Origin of the sequence: Neobacillus sp. NPDC097160, from assembly GCF_044762155.1 — a bacterium.
Taxonomy (GTDB): Bacteria; Bacillota; Bacilli; order Bacillales; family Cytobacillaceae; genus Neobacillus.
Window position 1 is genome coordinate 26,435 of record NZ_JBIWDU010000024.1, and the last position, 17,740, is coordinate 44,174.

Annotated in this window: 10 protein-coding genes; 6 read left to right on the top strand and 4 right to left on the bottom strand. The window is 42.3% G+C overall.

What is annotated here, in order from left to right:
• Position 1: 1 nt before the first annotated feature.
• Together ACIQXV_RS26180 and ACIQXV_RS26185 are read right to left on the bottom strand one after the other, a co-directional pair.
• Positions 2–3,394 carry a tubulin-like doman-containing protein gene (locus ACIQXV_RS26180; RefSeq protein ID WP_402964160.1) on the bottom strand — a complete coding sequence of 1,131 codons (3,393 nt, stop codon included), beginning with the start codon at positions 3,392–3,394 and terminating at the stop codon, positions 2–4.
• A gap of 94 nt (positions 3,395–3,488) precedes the next feature.
• Complete coding sequence (locus ACIQXV_RS26185; protein ID WP_402964163.1) at positions 3,489–5,264, bottom strand: VWA domain-containing protein; 1,776 nt, start codon at positions 5,262–5,264, stop codon at positions 3,489–3,491.
• Between the two features lie 214 nt (positions 5,265–5,478).
• On the opposite strand from ACIQXV_RS26185, the gene ACIQXV_RS26190 reads away from it, so the two are divergent.
• Genes ACIQXV_RS26190 through ACIQXV_RS26200 form a run of 3 tightly spaced genes read left to right on the top strand, consistent with a single transcriptional unit; the run spans position 5,479 to position 8,114 of the window.
• Positions 5,479–5,628: a hypothetical protein gene (locus tag ACIQXV_RS26190; protein ID WP_402964166.1), complete on the top strand. Its 150-nt coding sequence runs from the start codon at positions 5,479–5,481 to the stop codon at positions 5,626–5,628.
• Complete coding sequence (locus ACIQXV_RS26195; protein ID WP_402964169.1) at positions 5,621–6,580, top strand: hypothetical protein; 960 nt, start codon at positions 5,621–5,623, stop codon at positions 6,578–6,580. Before ACIQXV_RS26190 ends, ACIQXV_RS26195 begins: the two co-directional genes overlap by 8 nt.
• Positions 6,549–8,114, top strand: coding sequence for a hypothetical protein (locus ACIQXV_RS26200; protein WP_402964172.1), 1,566 nt, complete (start codon positions 6,549–6,551; stop codon positions 8,112–8,114). The genes ACIQXV_RS26195 and ACIQXV_RS26200 overlap by 32 nt, the downstream gene beginning before the upstream one ends.
• Before the next feature lie 20 nt (positions 8,115–8,134).
• Here ACIQXV_RS26200 and ACIQXV_RS26205 read toward each other — a convergent pair whose 3' ends face one another.
• Entirely contained in the window at positions 8,135–8,443 is a 309-nt protein-coding gene (locus tag ACIQXV_RS26205; protein ID WP_402964175.1) for a DUF4359 domain-containing protein, read from the bottom strand.
• A gap of 356 nt (positions 8,444–8,799) precedes the next feature.
• On the opposite strand from ACIQXV_RS26205, the gene ACIQXV_RS26210 reads away from it, so the two are divergent.
• The gene (locus ACIQXV_RS26210; RefSeq protein ID WP_402964178.1) at positions 8,800–9,711 is read left to right on the top strand and encodes a CPBP family intramembrane glutamic endopeptidase; all 912 of its coding nucleotides are present in this window, start codon (positions 8,800–8,802) and stop codon (positions 9,709–9,711) included.
• Between the two features lie 42 nt (positions 9,712–9,753).
• Here the strand turns inward: ACIQXV_RS26210 and ACIQXV_RS26215 are convergent, their stop codons facing one another.
• Positions 9,754–10,359: a hypothetical protein gene (locus tag ACIQXV_RS26215; protein ID WP_402964181.1), complete on the bottom strand. Its 606-nt coding sequence runs from the start codon at positions 10,357–10,359 to the stop codon at positions 9,754–9,756.
• A 257-nt stretch (positions 10,360–10,616) separates the two neighbouring features.
• On the opposite strand from ACIQXV_RS26215, the gene ACIQXV_RS26220 reads away from it, so the two are divergent.
• Together ACIQXV_RS26220 and ACIQXV_RS26225 are read left to right on the top strand one after the other, a co-directional pair.
• The gene (locus tag ACIQXV_RS26220; RefSeq protein ID WP_402964184.1) at positions 10,617–10,745 is read left to right on the top strand and encodes a hypothetical protein; all 129 of its coding nucleotides are present in this window, start codon (positions 10,617–10,619) and stop codon (positions 10,743–10,745) included.
• Positions 10,746–11,073: 328 nt separating this feature from the next.
• On the top strand, positions 11,074–17,514 hold the full coding sequence (locus tag ACIQXV_RS26225) for a 5'-nucleotidase C-terminal domain-containing protein (RefSeq protein ID WP_402964187.1): 6,441 nt from the start codon (positions 11,074–11,076) through the stop codon (positions 17,512–17,514).
• Positions 17,515–17,740 lie beyond the last annotated feature (226 nt).

The window sequence follows — 17,740 nt, forward strand, 5'->3', positions numbered from 1 at the left end:
TTTACGATTTCAACTGCCTCAGCATCTCCTGCACCTTGATCATCATCTCTTTGTAAAATTCATATAATTCCTCGCCGTTGGCAAAATCTTTGTAGTCATAATCAAGGGTTTCCTTTTCCTTTTGATAGGCGGCGGCCATTTCCTCTAAAGCGAAAATGAGCTGTGCCGCACTTTCTTGATTGATTAACTCAATGCTGCGGCGCTCCGATTTCTTTTCAAGCTGGGCCAGCTGTTTTGGATTTAACGATTTAAAAGCTTGATAGATTTCATAATCAACAAACTTTGGCGTTTTCATCAGGTTCACGAACGGCTCCCAGGCATCTTCCTCAATCTCTTTGTCGTAAACGTAGAGGGCACCGCGCTTCTTAATGGTTCTGGTATAAACGGCTTGAATGAACTGATTCATCGTCAGCTCCTTGTCTTTTTGAGACGCAAGTACCTGTTCAATCTCGGTAATCTTTTCTTGAATGAAGCGGTATTTCCGCACCTCTAATTTCACTTTTTCAATAAGCTTAGGGGAACGGATGAAATTTTCTTTTGCCAAATCCAGATTCGTGCTGCCAAAAATATCACTTGACCCAACAACCTCCATACTGCCGGCAAACATCTCCTGCAGTTGACGTAGTATTTGTTTTAGGCTGCCAAGACTCGCCTTCTCTATTTTCTTCGGATCGACATCGTGGGCCGCAAATAATACCCCGATATTCATGTCTGTCGTAAAATGGCACTGGAATCTCGCACTCGTATTTTGGTCGTCATTCTTCTCGGTGATACAGCCATAGCCAAGGGCTTGATCAAATAGGGCACGTACACCGGAATTGTATTGTTTGACACGTTCGTTTTGATACGTATCGCCCCATGATTTTTCCGGAATCGGCGATGGGAGGTAGGCCCAGTTTTCCTTGGCCGTTTGCACAAGGTGGCGGCCGACACCTTCTTTTTCTAAAATCGTTTTTTCATAGGCGGTCTCATAAAGGGACAGTGGCGAGTACGCAAACAATGGAATCCCGTTCTTCGTATTCAACCAGAAAATGCGATTCTTTAGCTCACTTTCCTTAATCGTGAAGCGGGAATGGCTCAGCGAATGGCGCTCGAAATTTTTAATTCCATTGAAAATATTTGGTGCCTTCACAGGTACTGACACAAAGCCCCATTGCGGGAAGTGGAGCTGGCCGTTGCTGTTAGCAAGGTGGAACACCGGCAGGGCATCACGGTCTAGGCGTGCTGCAATCTTATCTTCAATAATCTTATCGATTGGCAGATCATCGCCATATTTTAACCGTAAAAAGTCTTCCATCGACTTTGTAATCAATTCGCCAAACTGGTCGGTCAGGAATTCAGAAACGGTGCCGACGACATCGACATCGGTTTCCTTCACCCAATAGGCCGATTTTTCGAGAAGCATTTCCGACCATTGCTGCACCAATAATTCACCGTCCTTTGAATCAAACATCCGCTGAATTTCGCGGGCCACATCAGGTACGCTGACAAGATGCCAATAATAGGTGGCATCATGGTCACGGTTTACTTCCTCACCATCGACAAGGATATCGGCGTTCTTTTCAAAAATTCCCCTCAGTGTTTCTAATATTTCTTTATATACCACATAAATCTTGTTATTCTGGTTATTTAACAGCTGGTATAAGTCCTCGTAAAATTCAATCATTTCTTCCGTTCTTGCCTTTTCCGCCCTTGCGTCAAATTCATTCAATTTGGCTTCAATATAGGCATTCTTTTTGCGTTCCTTTGAAATAAAGGCGCTTCGAGCATCTTCTAGTTTGTTATGGGCATACTCCTGCTCGGTTGAAATGGCTTTTGGCAGGCGCTCTAAACGATCGCGAAGTCCTTCCACATAGGCTTGCAGCGTTTTTAGCAAGCAAAAGCCGTCGTTGGAGTAGATCAAGCGCGATGCAAAAATGGGTCCTTTTTGCGGATGAAGAAATAGGCGCTCAATGTGGCGGCGGAACTCCTCCATGATTTCCCCGGGCAGCTGCTTTTTACATTTACGGTATTGATCCTTTGCTTTTAGTAAAAATTCTCTGTCCAACTCTTCATCAAGATTGACCACGGACGTTTTTATCACATTGTTGTAAGAGAAACGGTCACTGTTTTCAAAACCGGATAATGGTTCCGGCACACGTTTGTTAAAGCGCTGGTGCACTGAATCCGGATCAATGCGCAGTTTTTCTAAAAATTGTTCGACTTCCGTTTGATCAGGACCGGCAGCAAACATATTGTTCATTTTTTCAAACAGCTTATAGCCGATATACGTTGTCATTTCTTCGAGCGGAATCTCTGCCATCGATGCGCCGATAATGTTGTATTGGTAGTTGGCGGCATATGGCTTCGGCATTTGGGCGATATTGGTGCGGATGTTGCTGATGTAGTCGTGGATGGCAAACTCTTCGCCGGATTTCTTTTCTTCATTGGCCATAAAGTTGGTGATATTCTCAGCGGTGACATTCATGCAGTAATCATAAGCATTCTCGAGCCATTTTCCTTCAAGGTTCGTCCCTGATATCAAATGACAGAGGTTAAACGGCGGCATGGGGGAGTTGACATCTAAGAGGCTGCCGTATTTCATTTTGAAACGTTCATTTCGTTCATCACAATTCATCCAGTAATCGAGTTCCTTGAGGGCGGCATAGCCATTTTTCTCAATATATTCGACGGTGTGCGAGCTTAAGCCTCGTTTGGACAAATTCACATCAGGCGTGAACAAATAGCCAAGCATGCTGACTTTATCAACACCGGTTGAGCCGAATTTCCGCTCCATGATGCCGCGGGTGATGTAAGCAATATCGAGATAGCAACCGCTGCCTGTTCCGCCGGAAAGTCCTGTTAAGATGAAGACATAGAGCCGTTTATTTGTCCCTTCGAGAACGGCTTCAATTTTTCTTTCGATGGTTTGGACGACCTGGTTGATTTTTGTAAACAGCAGCAGTCTGCCGGCCTGGCGGACACCTGACGCCCCACTGATACCGTCCGTAATTAACAGCTCAGGTGACAGCCATTCCTTTATGTACGGCTCAATGGTACTGCGATTTTGCAGCAGGCCGCCGATTTCCGGGTTGGAAAGCAGGACAAATTCTTTGTTCGGGTCAAGGCCAATGCCTTTGTATTTTTTATTGCGGTCATATTCATTCGTTTCGAATGCTAAAAATTCAATGTTATTCGGCTTTTCCTTTTTCTTTTTTGATAATGGGTCTTGCGGCAGCTTGAAGCGGCGATTCACTTGGTATTTCAAACGCAGCAGGGCGTCAATCCCCGTTCCGCCAAGACCAATCACCAACATCGGATTATCAATTGTATCAACGCGGATCTTCTCCGAAATGATGCCCCCGCCTAAAGAAACATCCAACTGCTGAATATGCTCTCTCACACTAGCTTTCATGCAAAATTCCTCCCTGGGCTGTAAAATCCTAATATATATAAAGACGATAAAAAATGTGGAAAGGATTCAAATGGTGCCTGTCACCCTTTTCAAGCTATCCAATATACTCAACGTAAATAGATTTATTAACCTTTTTCGGAATGACTCGCAAACGGTCGTTCCGCTTTATAACGTGACCTTTTTTAGCATCAATAGCGCGGCCGCCTTTTTCAATTGTGCAGTCGGAGTTATTGACGATTAAAAGCGTGTCACCTGCGGCAGGTTTGAAAACCAAGCCTTCCGTTTCTGCAAACTCCGGTGAAAGCGCCAAGAGCTGGTGCAGCCGGAACTTTCCTTTAAAGCTCTTTAATTTCTTGAATTGCGGGCTGGTTCGTTCTCCTGTATCTTCATCCTTTACCTCGACAACGATTTGACCGCTAAAGCCGCGGCTAGCCTGCTTTATTTTCCCCGCTAGGATGTAAGCAAGGGCTGCAAGCAGGAGGACACCAATCACACCGGCGACGACATATAGCCATGGGAAAGGTTTGTCTTCCTCAGTAGCCACAGGTTTAGCAGCGACAGGTGCAGCCGCCGAATTTTTAACGGTAATCTTTTGCGGCTTAGTCTCACGGAAAAAGCTATTATCCTCCGCCCTCACAACTACTTCATAACTAGTAGAATCTCCAAGCTTGAATTGACCTGCAAACCCTCGATCACCGGCTGTTAAGGGAAATTGCTCTGTTTTCCCCTTGGCAAGGTCTTTGACAGTAACAGTTCCTTTCATAGCTTTATAGATTTCTTTATCAGTAATGGCAGTGCCGTTATCTTCAAAAATAGCTCCGACCTGGACCGTTTCGCCCGCCTTGTAGCTCTGCTTGGCAAGCGGCGCAAGCTTTAGCTGTAAATCATAGTTGAAAACAAGATTGATATCGATTTTATCCTGCGGCACCCCTTTGACCTTCAATGTCCAATCACCCTGAACCGGCTTCAGCAACTTGACCATCGAATAGGTCTTTGACCGTGACAGCAGAATCTGATCGGAAGGGAGCGCAAGTTCTATGCCGGAAGGGTCAACGAGCTTGACCTCAACCTGCTGGCTTGAAATAAGCGAAATATTGGCCTCCAGCACATTTTCATTTGGTATCGTTATATTGATATCCTGAAAGTCACCATTCCCTACCAATTGGTTCACCGGGACAATTTTTAACTTTAAATGGTTGGCAAAAATTTCGCTAAGAATACCGGGTAGCTTATCTGCAGAGTCAGCTTCAAAGAATTTTCCGTTCGTGCTCACCGCAACATTCGACAGCACGTCCTTGTTCAGTTTGCCATTGGCATTTAAGCCGATTGTATAGATCGGATATCCTTTCGCCTTCGCATCTGCTACGGCCTTCTTTAGGGCATCATCCGCCTGTGCGGCGGTTTTGGGCTTTTTCGGATCCAATTCATTATTCCCGTCAGCTAAGAGGACAATCAGCGGAAAGTAATCCTTCTCATGACTCGAGTCCAATACCTTAACGGCTTCCTTTACCCCGGTGGATAAATCGGTATACGTGTATTTTTCCACCGAGTCAATGAAATCCTTCAGATCCTGCTTATCCTGTTCCGAATGGATTTTGACAAGTGCCTTTTCCCGCATCACCTCGTCTGAGTAAGCAATGGCCCCAATTTTATCACCGTTGAGGGAGGCCATATCTATAAACATCTTCATCGCTTCATTGCTAATATTGTTCGGATCGCTGCTTTTCATGGAATTACTAACATCCACGACAAGCATCCCTTCAATCCGGGAAGTGGAATGTAACGGACTTGCAGCGCGTACACTGAAATAACTAGTGCTGCAGAATAAGAACGTAATCACGATAAAACTATTAATCCATTTTTTTAACATCTATGTGCACCTCCACTAGCAGTTTCCTTTTTCGCCTAAATATTACAAAAAAACTCCCGGCGTAAACTTATTTTACCATCGCTGTTATTATATTCCCAAGGAATAATCCCTAGAATTATAAAAATTTTCCTATTATAATATTAATGAACTAGCTGTTTTTGGAAAAAGTATGTAATTTTATGTAAATTAAAATCTTTCGAACAGGGGGAGTAGCATGTACGTCAGCGTATTTACTAGTATCCTAGTTTTCATCCTTCTCTGGAAAACCTATAAACTTTTGAAAAATAAACGCAGCAGTGGCCAATTCGAAGAGATTGATGATGAATTAGTCATCATGTTAAACGAGGGTGATTCCATTGGCTAAGCAGGCAGTCCAGTTATCGAAGAAAAAACGAACGAAATATCGCTTTCAAAAGCTAAAGATGTGCAAAAAATGCAATCGTTATTCCATTTTAAAGGATGAAATGTGCCCGACATGCGGCACGAACCTTGTGGGAATCGAAAGTCTCGTCAAATCAATTTTAAAAAAACGGTTAATAACTGAAGCCATTCGAATATTAATAGTTGCCTGCCTTGGAATTGTATTCGCACCCACTATTAAAACCATGTATTATTCCTTATTCGCCGGCCTTATCTTCTGTTTCTGTTATATTGCCCTGACCACCATGTTTATGAAAAGTGAGTATTTCCATCAATTAAAAAAGCTGCTTCGGACTGACTTTCGTAAAATTCAAGCCGGCATTCAGTTTGACAGCGACCTCGCCAAAGCCGATGTCAAAGAGCAGAGACTGGCCATGGCTGATGAAAAGCTTCGCGAAATTGGTGATTTAATTTCAACAGATCGCGTGAAAATCCGCCGCGTGATGGTCCTAAACGAAATTGCCCTACGAAGTGACATGGAGCTTGAGCTTGAAGGACTTATTCCTTCATCATATGATAGGGATTTTGTGAAATATGCACTAGAGGTGTTAAAAATCAAGCGCACGCTCATTTCGAAAAAATGTATCGCCTACTTTATTCACTATCGTGATGCAATTGTGATTGACTTTGGGATGGACTCGCTTCTTTCGGTCGCCGGATCGGCTTTACGAATGAAGCTGTACATTCTCGAGTTTTCCACATTTATTGAAGAATTTCTTGACCATTTTCCAAAGGAACGCGTGCTTAGACTGTGTAATATCATCCATGCCAATCCCGAAGTGGAGTGGGGAAGCCTTAAGGATAAGACAATGCGCTTAGTAGAGAAAAAGTATTATTACGATCCCGCTTTTAAGCGTTTTACGATTGAAACAGAAAGGTCCGTTAGTCATGTTTAAATCAACTGTTTATAAAAAAGTGAATCGGTCGCGAAACTTTTTCTTGCTGCTGCTTGTGATCCTGATTGTCCTTGCCGGCGGTAAAATCTTCATGGCCCATGAAAAAATGGCCGCTTATGAGGAAGCGGTAAGAATGGTTCAATCCGGCCATTTAGTCGCAGCAGAAAAGAAGTTCCTTGCCGCAAAGCGAAATCTATCCGTCACAGACCATAATCAGGACATCAACCGGAAGCTCGCGATTCTCTCACCGATTCGTGATACGATGGAAGACCTAGATGATGAGGCAGCTACAGTTCAGGAGGAAAAGAACCTTGATCAGCTCATTGATACCTACAACCGCTGGCAGGGAATGATGAAAAAATGGGTGTCAGGCTCACGTCTTCAACAGGATATGTATGCGGAGATGCTTGCGCTCACCCAGCTTGATCAGGATTTTGCAGGTTATTTTTCCAGAAATAAGAAGACACAGATTGCCAAATTACAAAAAAATACCCTTAACGGGGATGCTGAGGAGGAACAGGTTTTTACGATTCTAAACAAGATCCCCGCTGAATACTATGGCGATGATCCCGCAAAGACAAAAGAGATCCAAACCGCTTTCCAACAATATTATGCGGCAAAAATTAAAATTTTGACCACGGAGAATGCTTCCGTTGCCCAGATTGTAACAGAAGGGGATCGGCAATTTGCCATGCTGACAAAGCTCGCCATTGATTCGGGCTTGCTTCAAACCACTCTCGACAGCCATTTAGTAAAAGTCCTGACATCGGCAATTGATAAGAAAGAATATGCAGTATTTGGTGAGCAGGCAAACACCACTAGGAGCCTAGCATCGAATATGAAGGATGCCAAAGTAATCCCGTTTATCGAAAAAGCAAAAACCGAATTACTGGCAAAAGCGAAAAGTCTCACAGCCGGAAACAAATACGAGGATGCCATCAGCATCTATGAAGCTCTTAAACCATTAGAAAACACAGAGGAGCTAATAAAAAATGCCAATCTCGCCTGGGATCAATTTGAACCGATTCGCGTCCTAAAGCGTCTTTATCCTGCAAAGGAATTCCCGATCTTTGTGAACGCAAAGAACAAATGGGGGGCAGACATTGTCATTGCAGCCATCTCCAAGGACGGCGGAATCTATTTTGGCAAGTTTAAGGGAAAAGAGGCGCTGGCAGTTACAGAGGGAACCCTTGATGGCTCGCCGGCCGTAACGAAATTGGATTTTGATAGCAGCTTTACTTCATCAAACAATCCGGTCATTTATATCGAGGCAAAATCGAAAGAGCGAAAGCATAATTATTTGGCCTACGAAGTCCGCTCCGGTGCGCTGGTGAAAATTCTTGATGTGGATGCGGACAATCTAACCGTGGAAGCGAAGCAGGTTTTAGTTATAGATAATCCAGTCGGCTCGGGTGCTGGTGAACTTGCTTATTACGAAACGGACCCTGATGGAACGTATCATTTTACAAAAATAAAAGAGGCATTTAACGATATCCAGGCGGGAGAGATTACGAACGTTGAAAAAGTGGAATAATAGAAAAAGGCCAGTAATCACTACTGGCCTTTTTCAAAACTTGAAAGTGGGATAAATTGATTGAAAATCCCAATGGTCGTCACTTTTCCCATGCCTGCATCCGTAAAGTCCGTTTTGTAAATGGAGAATACGACATAATCAGATTTGGTTGTTCCGGCATCAAAGATGGATTTTCCGGCAACCGAGAGGATCCCCTTTTTGATCAGGTTTGACGATTGCTCCATTGTTTTGTGATTAATCCAATCGATATATTCCGCACGTTCAGGATTTGTAGCAGATAAAACAAAGATGATAAAAATGGAAAGAATGATGGATCCAAGACGTTTCATTTTCTGAACTCCTATCTAAATTAAATACAGATACATCTTGTACATGCATATGTAAGTTAACGCTGAAAAATCACCAAAATCGTCCGACCTTTGCCGCCTGGGAAATGAGTGAAAATGGCAACAAAATGTTGGTGATATTTACCTTTAGCTATGTTAAATTATTACTATTATTATCTTTTAATAGGTTCGCTAAACATGGCTTTAGTGTAATGAACCCATAAATAAATTTAAAGGAGACAAATCTGTGAAAAGAAAATGGAAGTGGGCCCTTAGCTGTTTTCTATTCCTGCTTTTATTAAATGGATTCGGAATCCTAGCGGTTATTTTATTTTGGTAAAGGGGGGCGGAAGACGAGAATGACAACGAACTTAACGAAACCGATTTCGAAAAAGCTGCTTTTTGCCATGCTCATCGTGACCATTGGGGCTGAAATCCTCCTCTATTTAACCCGATACAGCTATATGGCGGGTACCCTATATGATGCCATGATGGTGTCGTCCTTTTTTATCGGCTGGAAGCTGCACCGGCGGCTCAAGAATTCCGTGGACTATCCGAAAACAAAGCGGCAGCTTACCCTTCAATTCACTGGTGTGTTTCTGATCTTCTTTCTTGGCAGTACGATCATCAATATGTATTCAACTTATATCTTTCAGGATTTTAGCACGAATTATGATCAATACGTACAAGACTATACCGATATGCAGATGGCTGCAGGCGAGGATGATGGGGCCGAGGCCGACCACATAACCAAACCGATTTGGTCCTTTTTTGAAAAAGTCGATACGATTGGCTATGACCTCTATACCGACACGCTTGCCGGTTTGGAAGAGGTTTGGCGGCTCGCCTACATGATCCTCCTGCTTGTCATCTTTAAAAAAGTGTTCCCGCGCCGATGGGAGAGCGGGCGAACAGATATTTTCCTCATGTGCGCGCTGTTTCTCACTTCGATCCTATTTGGGATCGACCACACGCTAGATTCCGAGCAGCCATGGCCGATCCGCATTGGGGCCATCGTTACCTTTGCGAACATGGGATTACTATTTGGATTGATCCTATTATGGACACGAAACCTTTGGGTGACGGTCCTCGTTCATGCACTCTACGATATCACTGCCACATTATCATGGTACTATATCGATTATGCCGTCGAACTATTTGCGCTCGCTGTTTTGGTAGTCCACTTGATCCTTTTAACAATGGAAAAATTAAGCCATAGACGACTGAATAATCAACTGGAAGCAGTTGAACTGTCGCAAGCGGCCGAATGAATCATGATGACAAAAAAGGTTCCGTCCACACGGAACCTCTTTTTAGTACTCATAAACATTACCATTCACCCAATATTGAATCGTGCCATTCTCATGCATTAGGTACTTAATCTTCTCTCGATCAAACGCTTTTCTTAAACTATCTAATGCAAGCTCTTGCTTAATATTTAGTTCGATTAACTTTTTGTTTAGCGTAAGTGAGTTACTATTTTTTGCTGAGGCGAGATAGGTAAGGATGTCCTGCCGCTGTTTCATGACATCAAGCAAATCATGTTTATGATCCTGCAAGCTTGAAGGCGTTTCAAGGGCCTTTACTTTTTTCAGCAATGCAGTCTGGTCTGCTTTCGCATTTTCGATGTCGGCTGTATGTAGCTCTTTACAATCGCTAAGAAGTTTCTCACTTTGCCTATTATATTGTTGCTCTATCGCTAAGTAGGAAATGGTTTTTTCATGTGTTGGAGTCAAAAATTCTATCATTAAAAATGTGATAATGATCATTAATGCAAAAATCCCAATAGTTATATAGGCCCGCTTTTTCATAGAGCGCTGTTGATTAGACTGAGCGGGTTCAGGTTCATGGTGAAATAGGGCATTCGCCTGCAATTCTTCCAGTTCTTGTTTCACTTTTTGTTGGGCGGTTGTCAGCATTTTTAGCCCTCCGGTACTAATAGAGTAGATTGAAAACTATTACTATCCTACTATAAAAACCGACAAAAAAACCATTTATTCCCCAATTTTTCTAAAAAAATACGAAAAATAATATTCGTCATTTTTCGATAAATACCATCTGTTTTACAGTTGTATTTTTTGAGTGAAGTCGAATTTTATCGAAAATAATTGATTTCCACCCTATCTTGAATGCGGTATCATTAAAACTACTACTATATATTTTGGAGGTTGAAAGTATGCCACTATTGCATACGAAAGAAATCATCACTCCTCTAAAACTAATCGGAATCAAGGTGTTTCGCTGTACAAAAGGAAATACCTATATAAAGGTCTGGAAGAGGCCGCGTAAAAAGTTATTTTCTTAAGAGGCTGCATTGATCAGCCTTTTTTTTTGTGGAAAAAGGGGACTTTCCACCCATTTATGATTTAATTTTACAAAATGGTAAATCGAATGTAAAAATTGTTAAATTTTGTAGAGCAAAAGCCCGTAATATACTAGAATAGGAGGTATACGACAAATGTCGTGCCGGGGGTATTTATAAATTAGTAGTTTTTAATCATCCTCAGCTTTGGAATTGTCTGAATCTAATCCAAACCCCGGAAACAAAATAACAAGAGGGGGCATGCCTATTCAGTTTGTTTACTACCCAAAGCCAAAGGTATAAACATTCGAAAAACAGGGAGGCGTAAAGATTGAGGTTTTTTAAAAAGCAGATTTTTATTTTAACAACCATTTTTACCTTATTAGCAAGCTACGTGTTGCCTTACATCAACCATGCCAGTGCAGCCGAGAATTACATAACCGTAGCTGAAGCAATTGCTCAGCAAAATTCAGGAACGAAGACGGTAAAAGGCTATATTGTTGGGATTACAAATAATGGCCCAAATTATCAAACCACACCGCCATTTACGGTTAATACGAATCTGGCTATTGCAGATAGTCTAACTGAAAAAGATAAAGTTAAAATACTTCCAGTTCAACTTCCTAATAATGAACTCCGTACGAATTATAATTTAAAAGACCATCCTGAATATTTAGGTAAAGAAGTTTATATTACTGGGTCCTTGGAAGCATATTTTGCTGTACCGGGAATAAAAAACCTGACAGCCATTAGCTTTGATGCGCCTGGAGGCGGACCAGTTGATCCTCCGGTAGATCCGCCGGCAGATGGTATTAAAATCAGTGCCATCCAAGGGGAAAGCCATGATTCACCGTACAAAGGGCAGAATGTTAAGGGTGTAGAAGGGGTTGTAACGTTTGTTAAAGATGCAAGTAACTTCTATATTCAAGATCCAAACCCTGATAACAACGCTAAAACATCTGAAGGGATTCTTGTTTACCAAAAGAACCACACCGTTAAAATAGGTGACCTTGTCTCAGTTGATGCACTTGTTAAAGAGTGGGTGCTTGAAGGCTACAGCGATATGCTGCAAACCGACCTTGCGACAACAGAACTTGATGCAAATGCAGGGAAGGTTACCGTTAAAGCAAGCGGACAAGAATTACCGAAGGCACTTGTCATTGGCAAAGACATTCACCCGCCAACCCAAATCGTAGATAACGACATGTTTGCCAAATTCGATCCTGAAGAAGATGGAATTGATTTTTACGAAAGTATCGAAGGAATGCGTGTTGCCATCGAAAACCCAGTAGCTGTTGCTCCGCAAAGATATGGCGAAGTGCCGGTTATTGCGGAAAAGGTGGACGGTAAAGTTTACACAACACCAGGCGGTATTCCAATTACAAAGGATAATATGAATCCTGAAAGACTGCCGCTCCTATTCACCGAGAAGGATGAAACCTACAAAGTTAAAACAGGTGATAAATACGACGGTACGGTAACGGGTGTTATCACGTATACGTTCCAAAACTATAAACTCCTTACGAATAAAGCCGATCTTCCGGCACTAGTAGAAAGCGACTATACACAAGAAGTAACCGATCTCGTTAAGGATGATGAAAAACTAACGGTTGCCTCTTACAACATGGAAAACTATACAAAGACAGATACAGCAAAAACAGCGAAAATCGCTGAATCGATTGTGAAAAACCTTAAAACTCCGGATATTGTTGGTTTAGTAGAGGTTCAAGACAATAACGGGGAAACGGCCGGCGGAACAGCGGCAGACCAAAACTATCAAGCCTTGATTGATGCGATTAAAGTAAAGGGTGGTCCAACATACAAGTGGACAGATATTGAACCAGTCAACAACCAAGACGGCGGGGCGCCTAACGGAAACATTCGCGTTGGTTTCATCTACAATCCTGACCGTGTTTCATTGAAAACAGGGGCAGCAAAAGGTGGATCCACTCAAGCAGTTGGCTATGAAAATGGTTCCTTAACCTTGAATCCTGGAAGAATTGATCCGACAAACACGGCATTCTCCTCCAGCCGTAAGCCGTTGGCTGCTGAATTTATCTTTAACGGCGAAGACGTCATTGTAATTGCCAACCACTTTAATTCCAAGGGCGGCGACCAGCCGATTTTTGGAAAAAATCAGCCGCCAGTACTTGGCAGTGAGGCAAAACGCGTGGAAATCGCTGGCATTGTTAACAACTTTATTCAAGATGTAAAAAGTAAAAACGAGGATGCTAAAGTTGTCGTCCTTGGCGACTTGAACGATTTCGAATTCTCCAATCCGTTAACGAAATTAAAAGGAAATGAATTAACAAACCTAATTGAAAAAGTGCCGGCACCGGAAAGATTTACCTACAGCTATCAAGGTAACTCACAGGTGCTTGATCACATGCTCGTATCGAACAATCTAGCAGATCGCTCGGAAATTGATATCGTTCACTTAAATTCACCATTCACACCAGCACACGGACGTGTCAGTGACCATGACGCCGTATTGGCACAGATTAACTTAAAATCTGTACCAACATCACCGGAACACAAAGCGATTGACCTAACCGTCATGCATACAAATGACAGCCATGCACAGGTAGAAAAATTCCCTAAGCTGGCGACAGCAGTGAAAGAAGTAAGAGGTCAAAAGAAAAACACATTACTGCTCAATGCCGGGGATGTTTTCTCGGGAACACTCTATTTCAATAAATACGAAGGTCAAGCAGACCTGTGGTTCATGAATAAAATTGGCTTTGATGCGATGACGTTTGGAAACCATGAGTTTGATAAAGACTCCAAGACACTTGGAAACTTTGTTAAAAATCTGGCGTTCCCAGTCGTTAGTGCCAATGTCAACGTCACAAAGGATCCTATTTTAGGACCACTATTCAAAAATGAAATCAGCTACAATCCTGAGGGTGGTAAAATTTACCCGGCCATCGTCAAAGAAATTGATGGTGAAAAAGTAGGTATTTTTGGCTTAACAACGGAAGAAACAGTTTTCCTTTCTAGCCCTGCACTCGAAATTGAATTTGAAAATTCAGTGGAGAAGTCTAAAGCAACGGTTGCAGCGCTTCAAAAGGAAGGCATAAACAAAATTATCGCAGTAACACACTTAGGGGTTGGCCCTGAGCAGGAATTAGCAAAAGCAGTAGACGGCATCGACATCATTGTTGGCGGCCATTCACACACGAAACTTGTTGCACCGATCGTGGTTGACAAAGCAGAACCAACAATCGTTGTCCAAGCAAATGAATACAATAACTACCTAGGTATGCTTGATGTTTCATTTGACGATAAAGGTGTTGTCACATTTAAAGACGGCAAGCTGCTCGATATTTCAACCTATGCTGAAGACGAAGAAGCAAAGGCAAAGGTAGAGGAATTTAAAGGTCCTCTAGAAGAAATTAAGAAAGTCGTGGTAGGTTCTTCAACGGTTGACCTTGACGGGGCACGCGATAATGTAAGAAGCAAGGAAACCAATCTTGGTAACCTTATTACGGATGGAATGCTGGAAAAAGCAAAATCCCTTGATCCGAAAACAACCATTGCGTTGCAAAATGGCGGTGGAATTCGTGCTCCTATTGCAAAAGGTGACGTAACACTCGGGGACGTATTTACTGTTCTGCCATTCGGCAACTTACTTGTAACCATGGACTTAACGGGTCAGGAAATCTGGGATGCACTTGAGCACAGTGTCAGTAAGGTTGAAAGCAAGGAGGGCCGATTCCTCCAAGCTGCCGGACTTCAATACAAATACGCCCCTGCTAAGCCTGCATATGACAGGGTTTGGGAAGTAAATGTAAAAACAGCCAACGGCTATGAGCCAATTGACTTGAAAAAAATGTATACTGTTGCAACGAATGCATTCACGGCTGACGGCGGCGATGGTTTTACAGGTCTTAAAAAGGCCAAAGATGAAGGCCGAATTAATGAATTAATGATTACCGATTACGAAATCATGAAAGAGTACTTTGAAAAGCACAGCCCAGTAGCTCCTGCTGTTGAAGGCAGAATCATAGCAAAGGCTGCATCTTTCAACCTTTCATTAATGCATGTCAATGATACACATGCAAACGTAGAACAATATCCGAAGTTAACGACTGCTGTTAACAAAGTAAGAGCCGAAAAACCAAATGCCTTACTAGTTGATGCAGGGGACGTTTTCTCAGGAACCCTTTACTTTAACCAATATCTTGGAAAAGCCGATTTATGGTTCATGAACAAACTTAAGTATGATGCAATGACCTTCGGAAACCATGAATTTGATAAAGACTCAGCCACACTGGCTGGATTTATGAGTGAAATGACCTTCCCGATGGTTAGTGCAAACGTGAATGTAACAAAGGATCCTGTTTTAGGACCATTGTTCAAAAATGAAATCAGTGCGACACCTGAAGGCGGCAAAATCTACTCTGCCATCGTAAAAACGATTAATGGGGAAAAAGTAGGTATTTTTGGGTTAACGACAGAAGATACAACCTTCCTTGCCAACCCATCAAAACAAATTGTGTTTGAAAATGCCGTTGAAAAAGCAAAAACAACCGTTGCTGCTCTTAAAGAGCAAGGCATTAACAAGATTGTTGTTCTTTCTCACTTAGGCTACGGTCCTGATCAGGAACTGGCAAAAGCAGTCGATGGCATTGATGTCATTGTTGGCGGACATTCTCATACGAAGCTGGATCAGCCTGTTGTCATTGAAAAGGCAGAACCAACTGTTATTGTTCAAGCTAATGAGTACCTCAAGTATCTTGGTACACTTGATGTGACGTTTGATGAAAACGGTGTTGTAACGAAAGAAAGCGGAAAGCTTCTTGATGTTAATACGTATGCACCTGATTCAGAAGCACAGGCAAAAGTAGATGAATTGAAAAAGCCATTAGAAGAATTGAAAAAACAAGTTGTCGGTTCTTCAAGTGTTCTTCTCGATGGTGAACGGAATAATGTCCGTTACAAAGAAACAAACCTTGGTAACTTAATTGCGGATGGAATGGCGCAAAAAGCCAATGAAATTTTGAAGAATAATACAACCATTGCAATGCAAAATGGCGGCGGAATCCGCGCTTCGATTCAGAAGGGCGATGTAACGCTAGGCGATATTTATACGGTCTTGCCATTTGCGAACCTGCTCGTAACACTTGACCTAACAGGTGAAGAAATCTGGCAGGCGCTTGAGCACAGTGTCAGCAAGGTGGAAAGCGGAGCCGGTCAGTTCATGCAGGTTTCCGGACTTCAATTCAAATATGATCCGAAGAAGGATCCATATAAGAGAGTCTGGGAAGTGAAAGTCAAAACTGCTGATGGCTATGAGCCAATTAATTTGACCAAAACATATTCTGTCGCTACAAATGCATTTGCAGCAGACGGCGGCGACGGATTTACCATGTTTAAAGAGGCCAAAGATGCAGGCCGTATTCATGAACTGCTGCTTGTGGACTATGAAATTCTAACAGAGTCTTTTGCAAAAAACAGCCCGGTATCTCCTGCTGTTGAAGGCAGAATTTTAACTGGTGAACAACCACAGGTGCAAAATGGCTGGGTTCAAGACGGCTCAACTTGGTATTACTATGAAAATGGCAAAAAACACATTGGCTGGCTCGAATTAGAGAGCAAAAAATATTATTTCAGCCAAGACGGTGCGATGTTGACTGGCTGGATATTAGTAGATGGAAACTGGTATAACCTAGGTGCAGACGGTGTCATGCAAACTGGTTTAGTAACTATTGACGGCAAGAAGTTTTACTTGGGAACAGACGGAGCTCTGCAAACGGGACTAATCACAATCGAAGGTAAAAACTATTTCTTCGGTCCTGATGGTTCTATGAAAACAGGCTGGATCTATTCAGCAAGTAAATGGTATTACTTCGGCTCTGACGGAGCCATGAAAACTGGTCTTGTTGAGCTAAACGGAAAGAAATACTACCTCGGAAACGATGGTGTGATGCAAACCGGTGTCATTACAATTGAAGGGATTACCTATTACTTCAACCTCAGTGGTGCGATGGAAACTGGCTTTGTTGAAATAGAAGGAAATGTCTATTTCTTTGATGAAACTGACGGTATGATTACTGGATTTGCAGAAATTGATGGCGATGTCTATTTCTTCGACGAAGACGGTATCATGATCACTGGTTGGGTTACCATTGATACTGACCTTTACTATTTTGACGAAGATGGAGTTATGGCAGTTGGATTCAATAAAATCGATGGGGATCTCTACTATTTTGATGAAGATGGCATATATCCAATTGGCTGGATCCATCTAAATAACAAATGGTACTTCCAAGATTATTATGAAGGTATTGTAACAGGCTGGATAAATGACCAAGGAAAATGGTACTTCATGAATACTACCGGTGTTATGCAAACCGGCTGGGTGAAGGATCTAGGGAAATGGTATTTCTTGGACTCAAGCGGAGCAATGAAAATTGGCTGGGTGAAGGATCAAGGAAAGTGGTATTTCTTGGACTCAAGCGGAGCAATGAAAATTGGCTGGGTGAAAGATCAAGGAAAATGGTATTTCTTAGACTCCAGTGGTGCCATGAAGACTGGCTGGGTTTTAGACCAGAAGAAATGGTATTTCTTAGATGCATCCGGTGCCATGAAAACTGGCTGGGCACAAGTAAATGGCAGCTGGTACTTCATGAATACCAGCGGTGCGATGCAAACTGGCTGGCTGTTTGTTGGCGGCAAGTGGTATTACCTATACACAAACGGTAAAATGGCTGCCAATACCAAAATCCAGGGTTACAAACTTGGTGCGGACGGTGCATGGCGAAAATAGGTAAGAAAGAAAGAACCAACTCTGAATTGGCAGAGTTGGTTCTTTTATTTCCCATCAAGACATATCGAAATGGGAAAAATGCCTTAGAAAGTTTTATGACCTATTAAAAAGTCAATCATTTTACGATTATTATTCTTTTAGTATAAGACTTTCATTCTTTAATTGATATTATTTCAATTAATTCAATAGCAACTTATTTACAAAAATGATGAGAATCTTGAAGAAA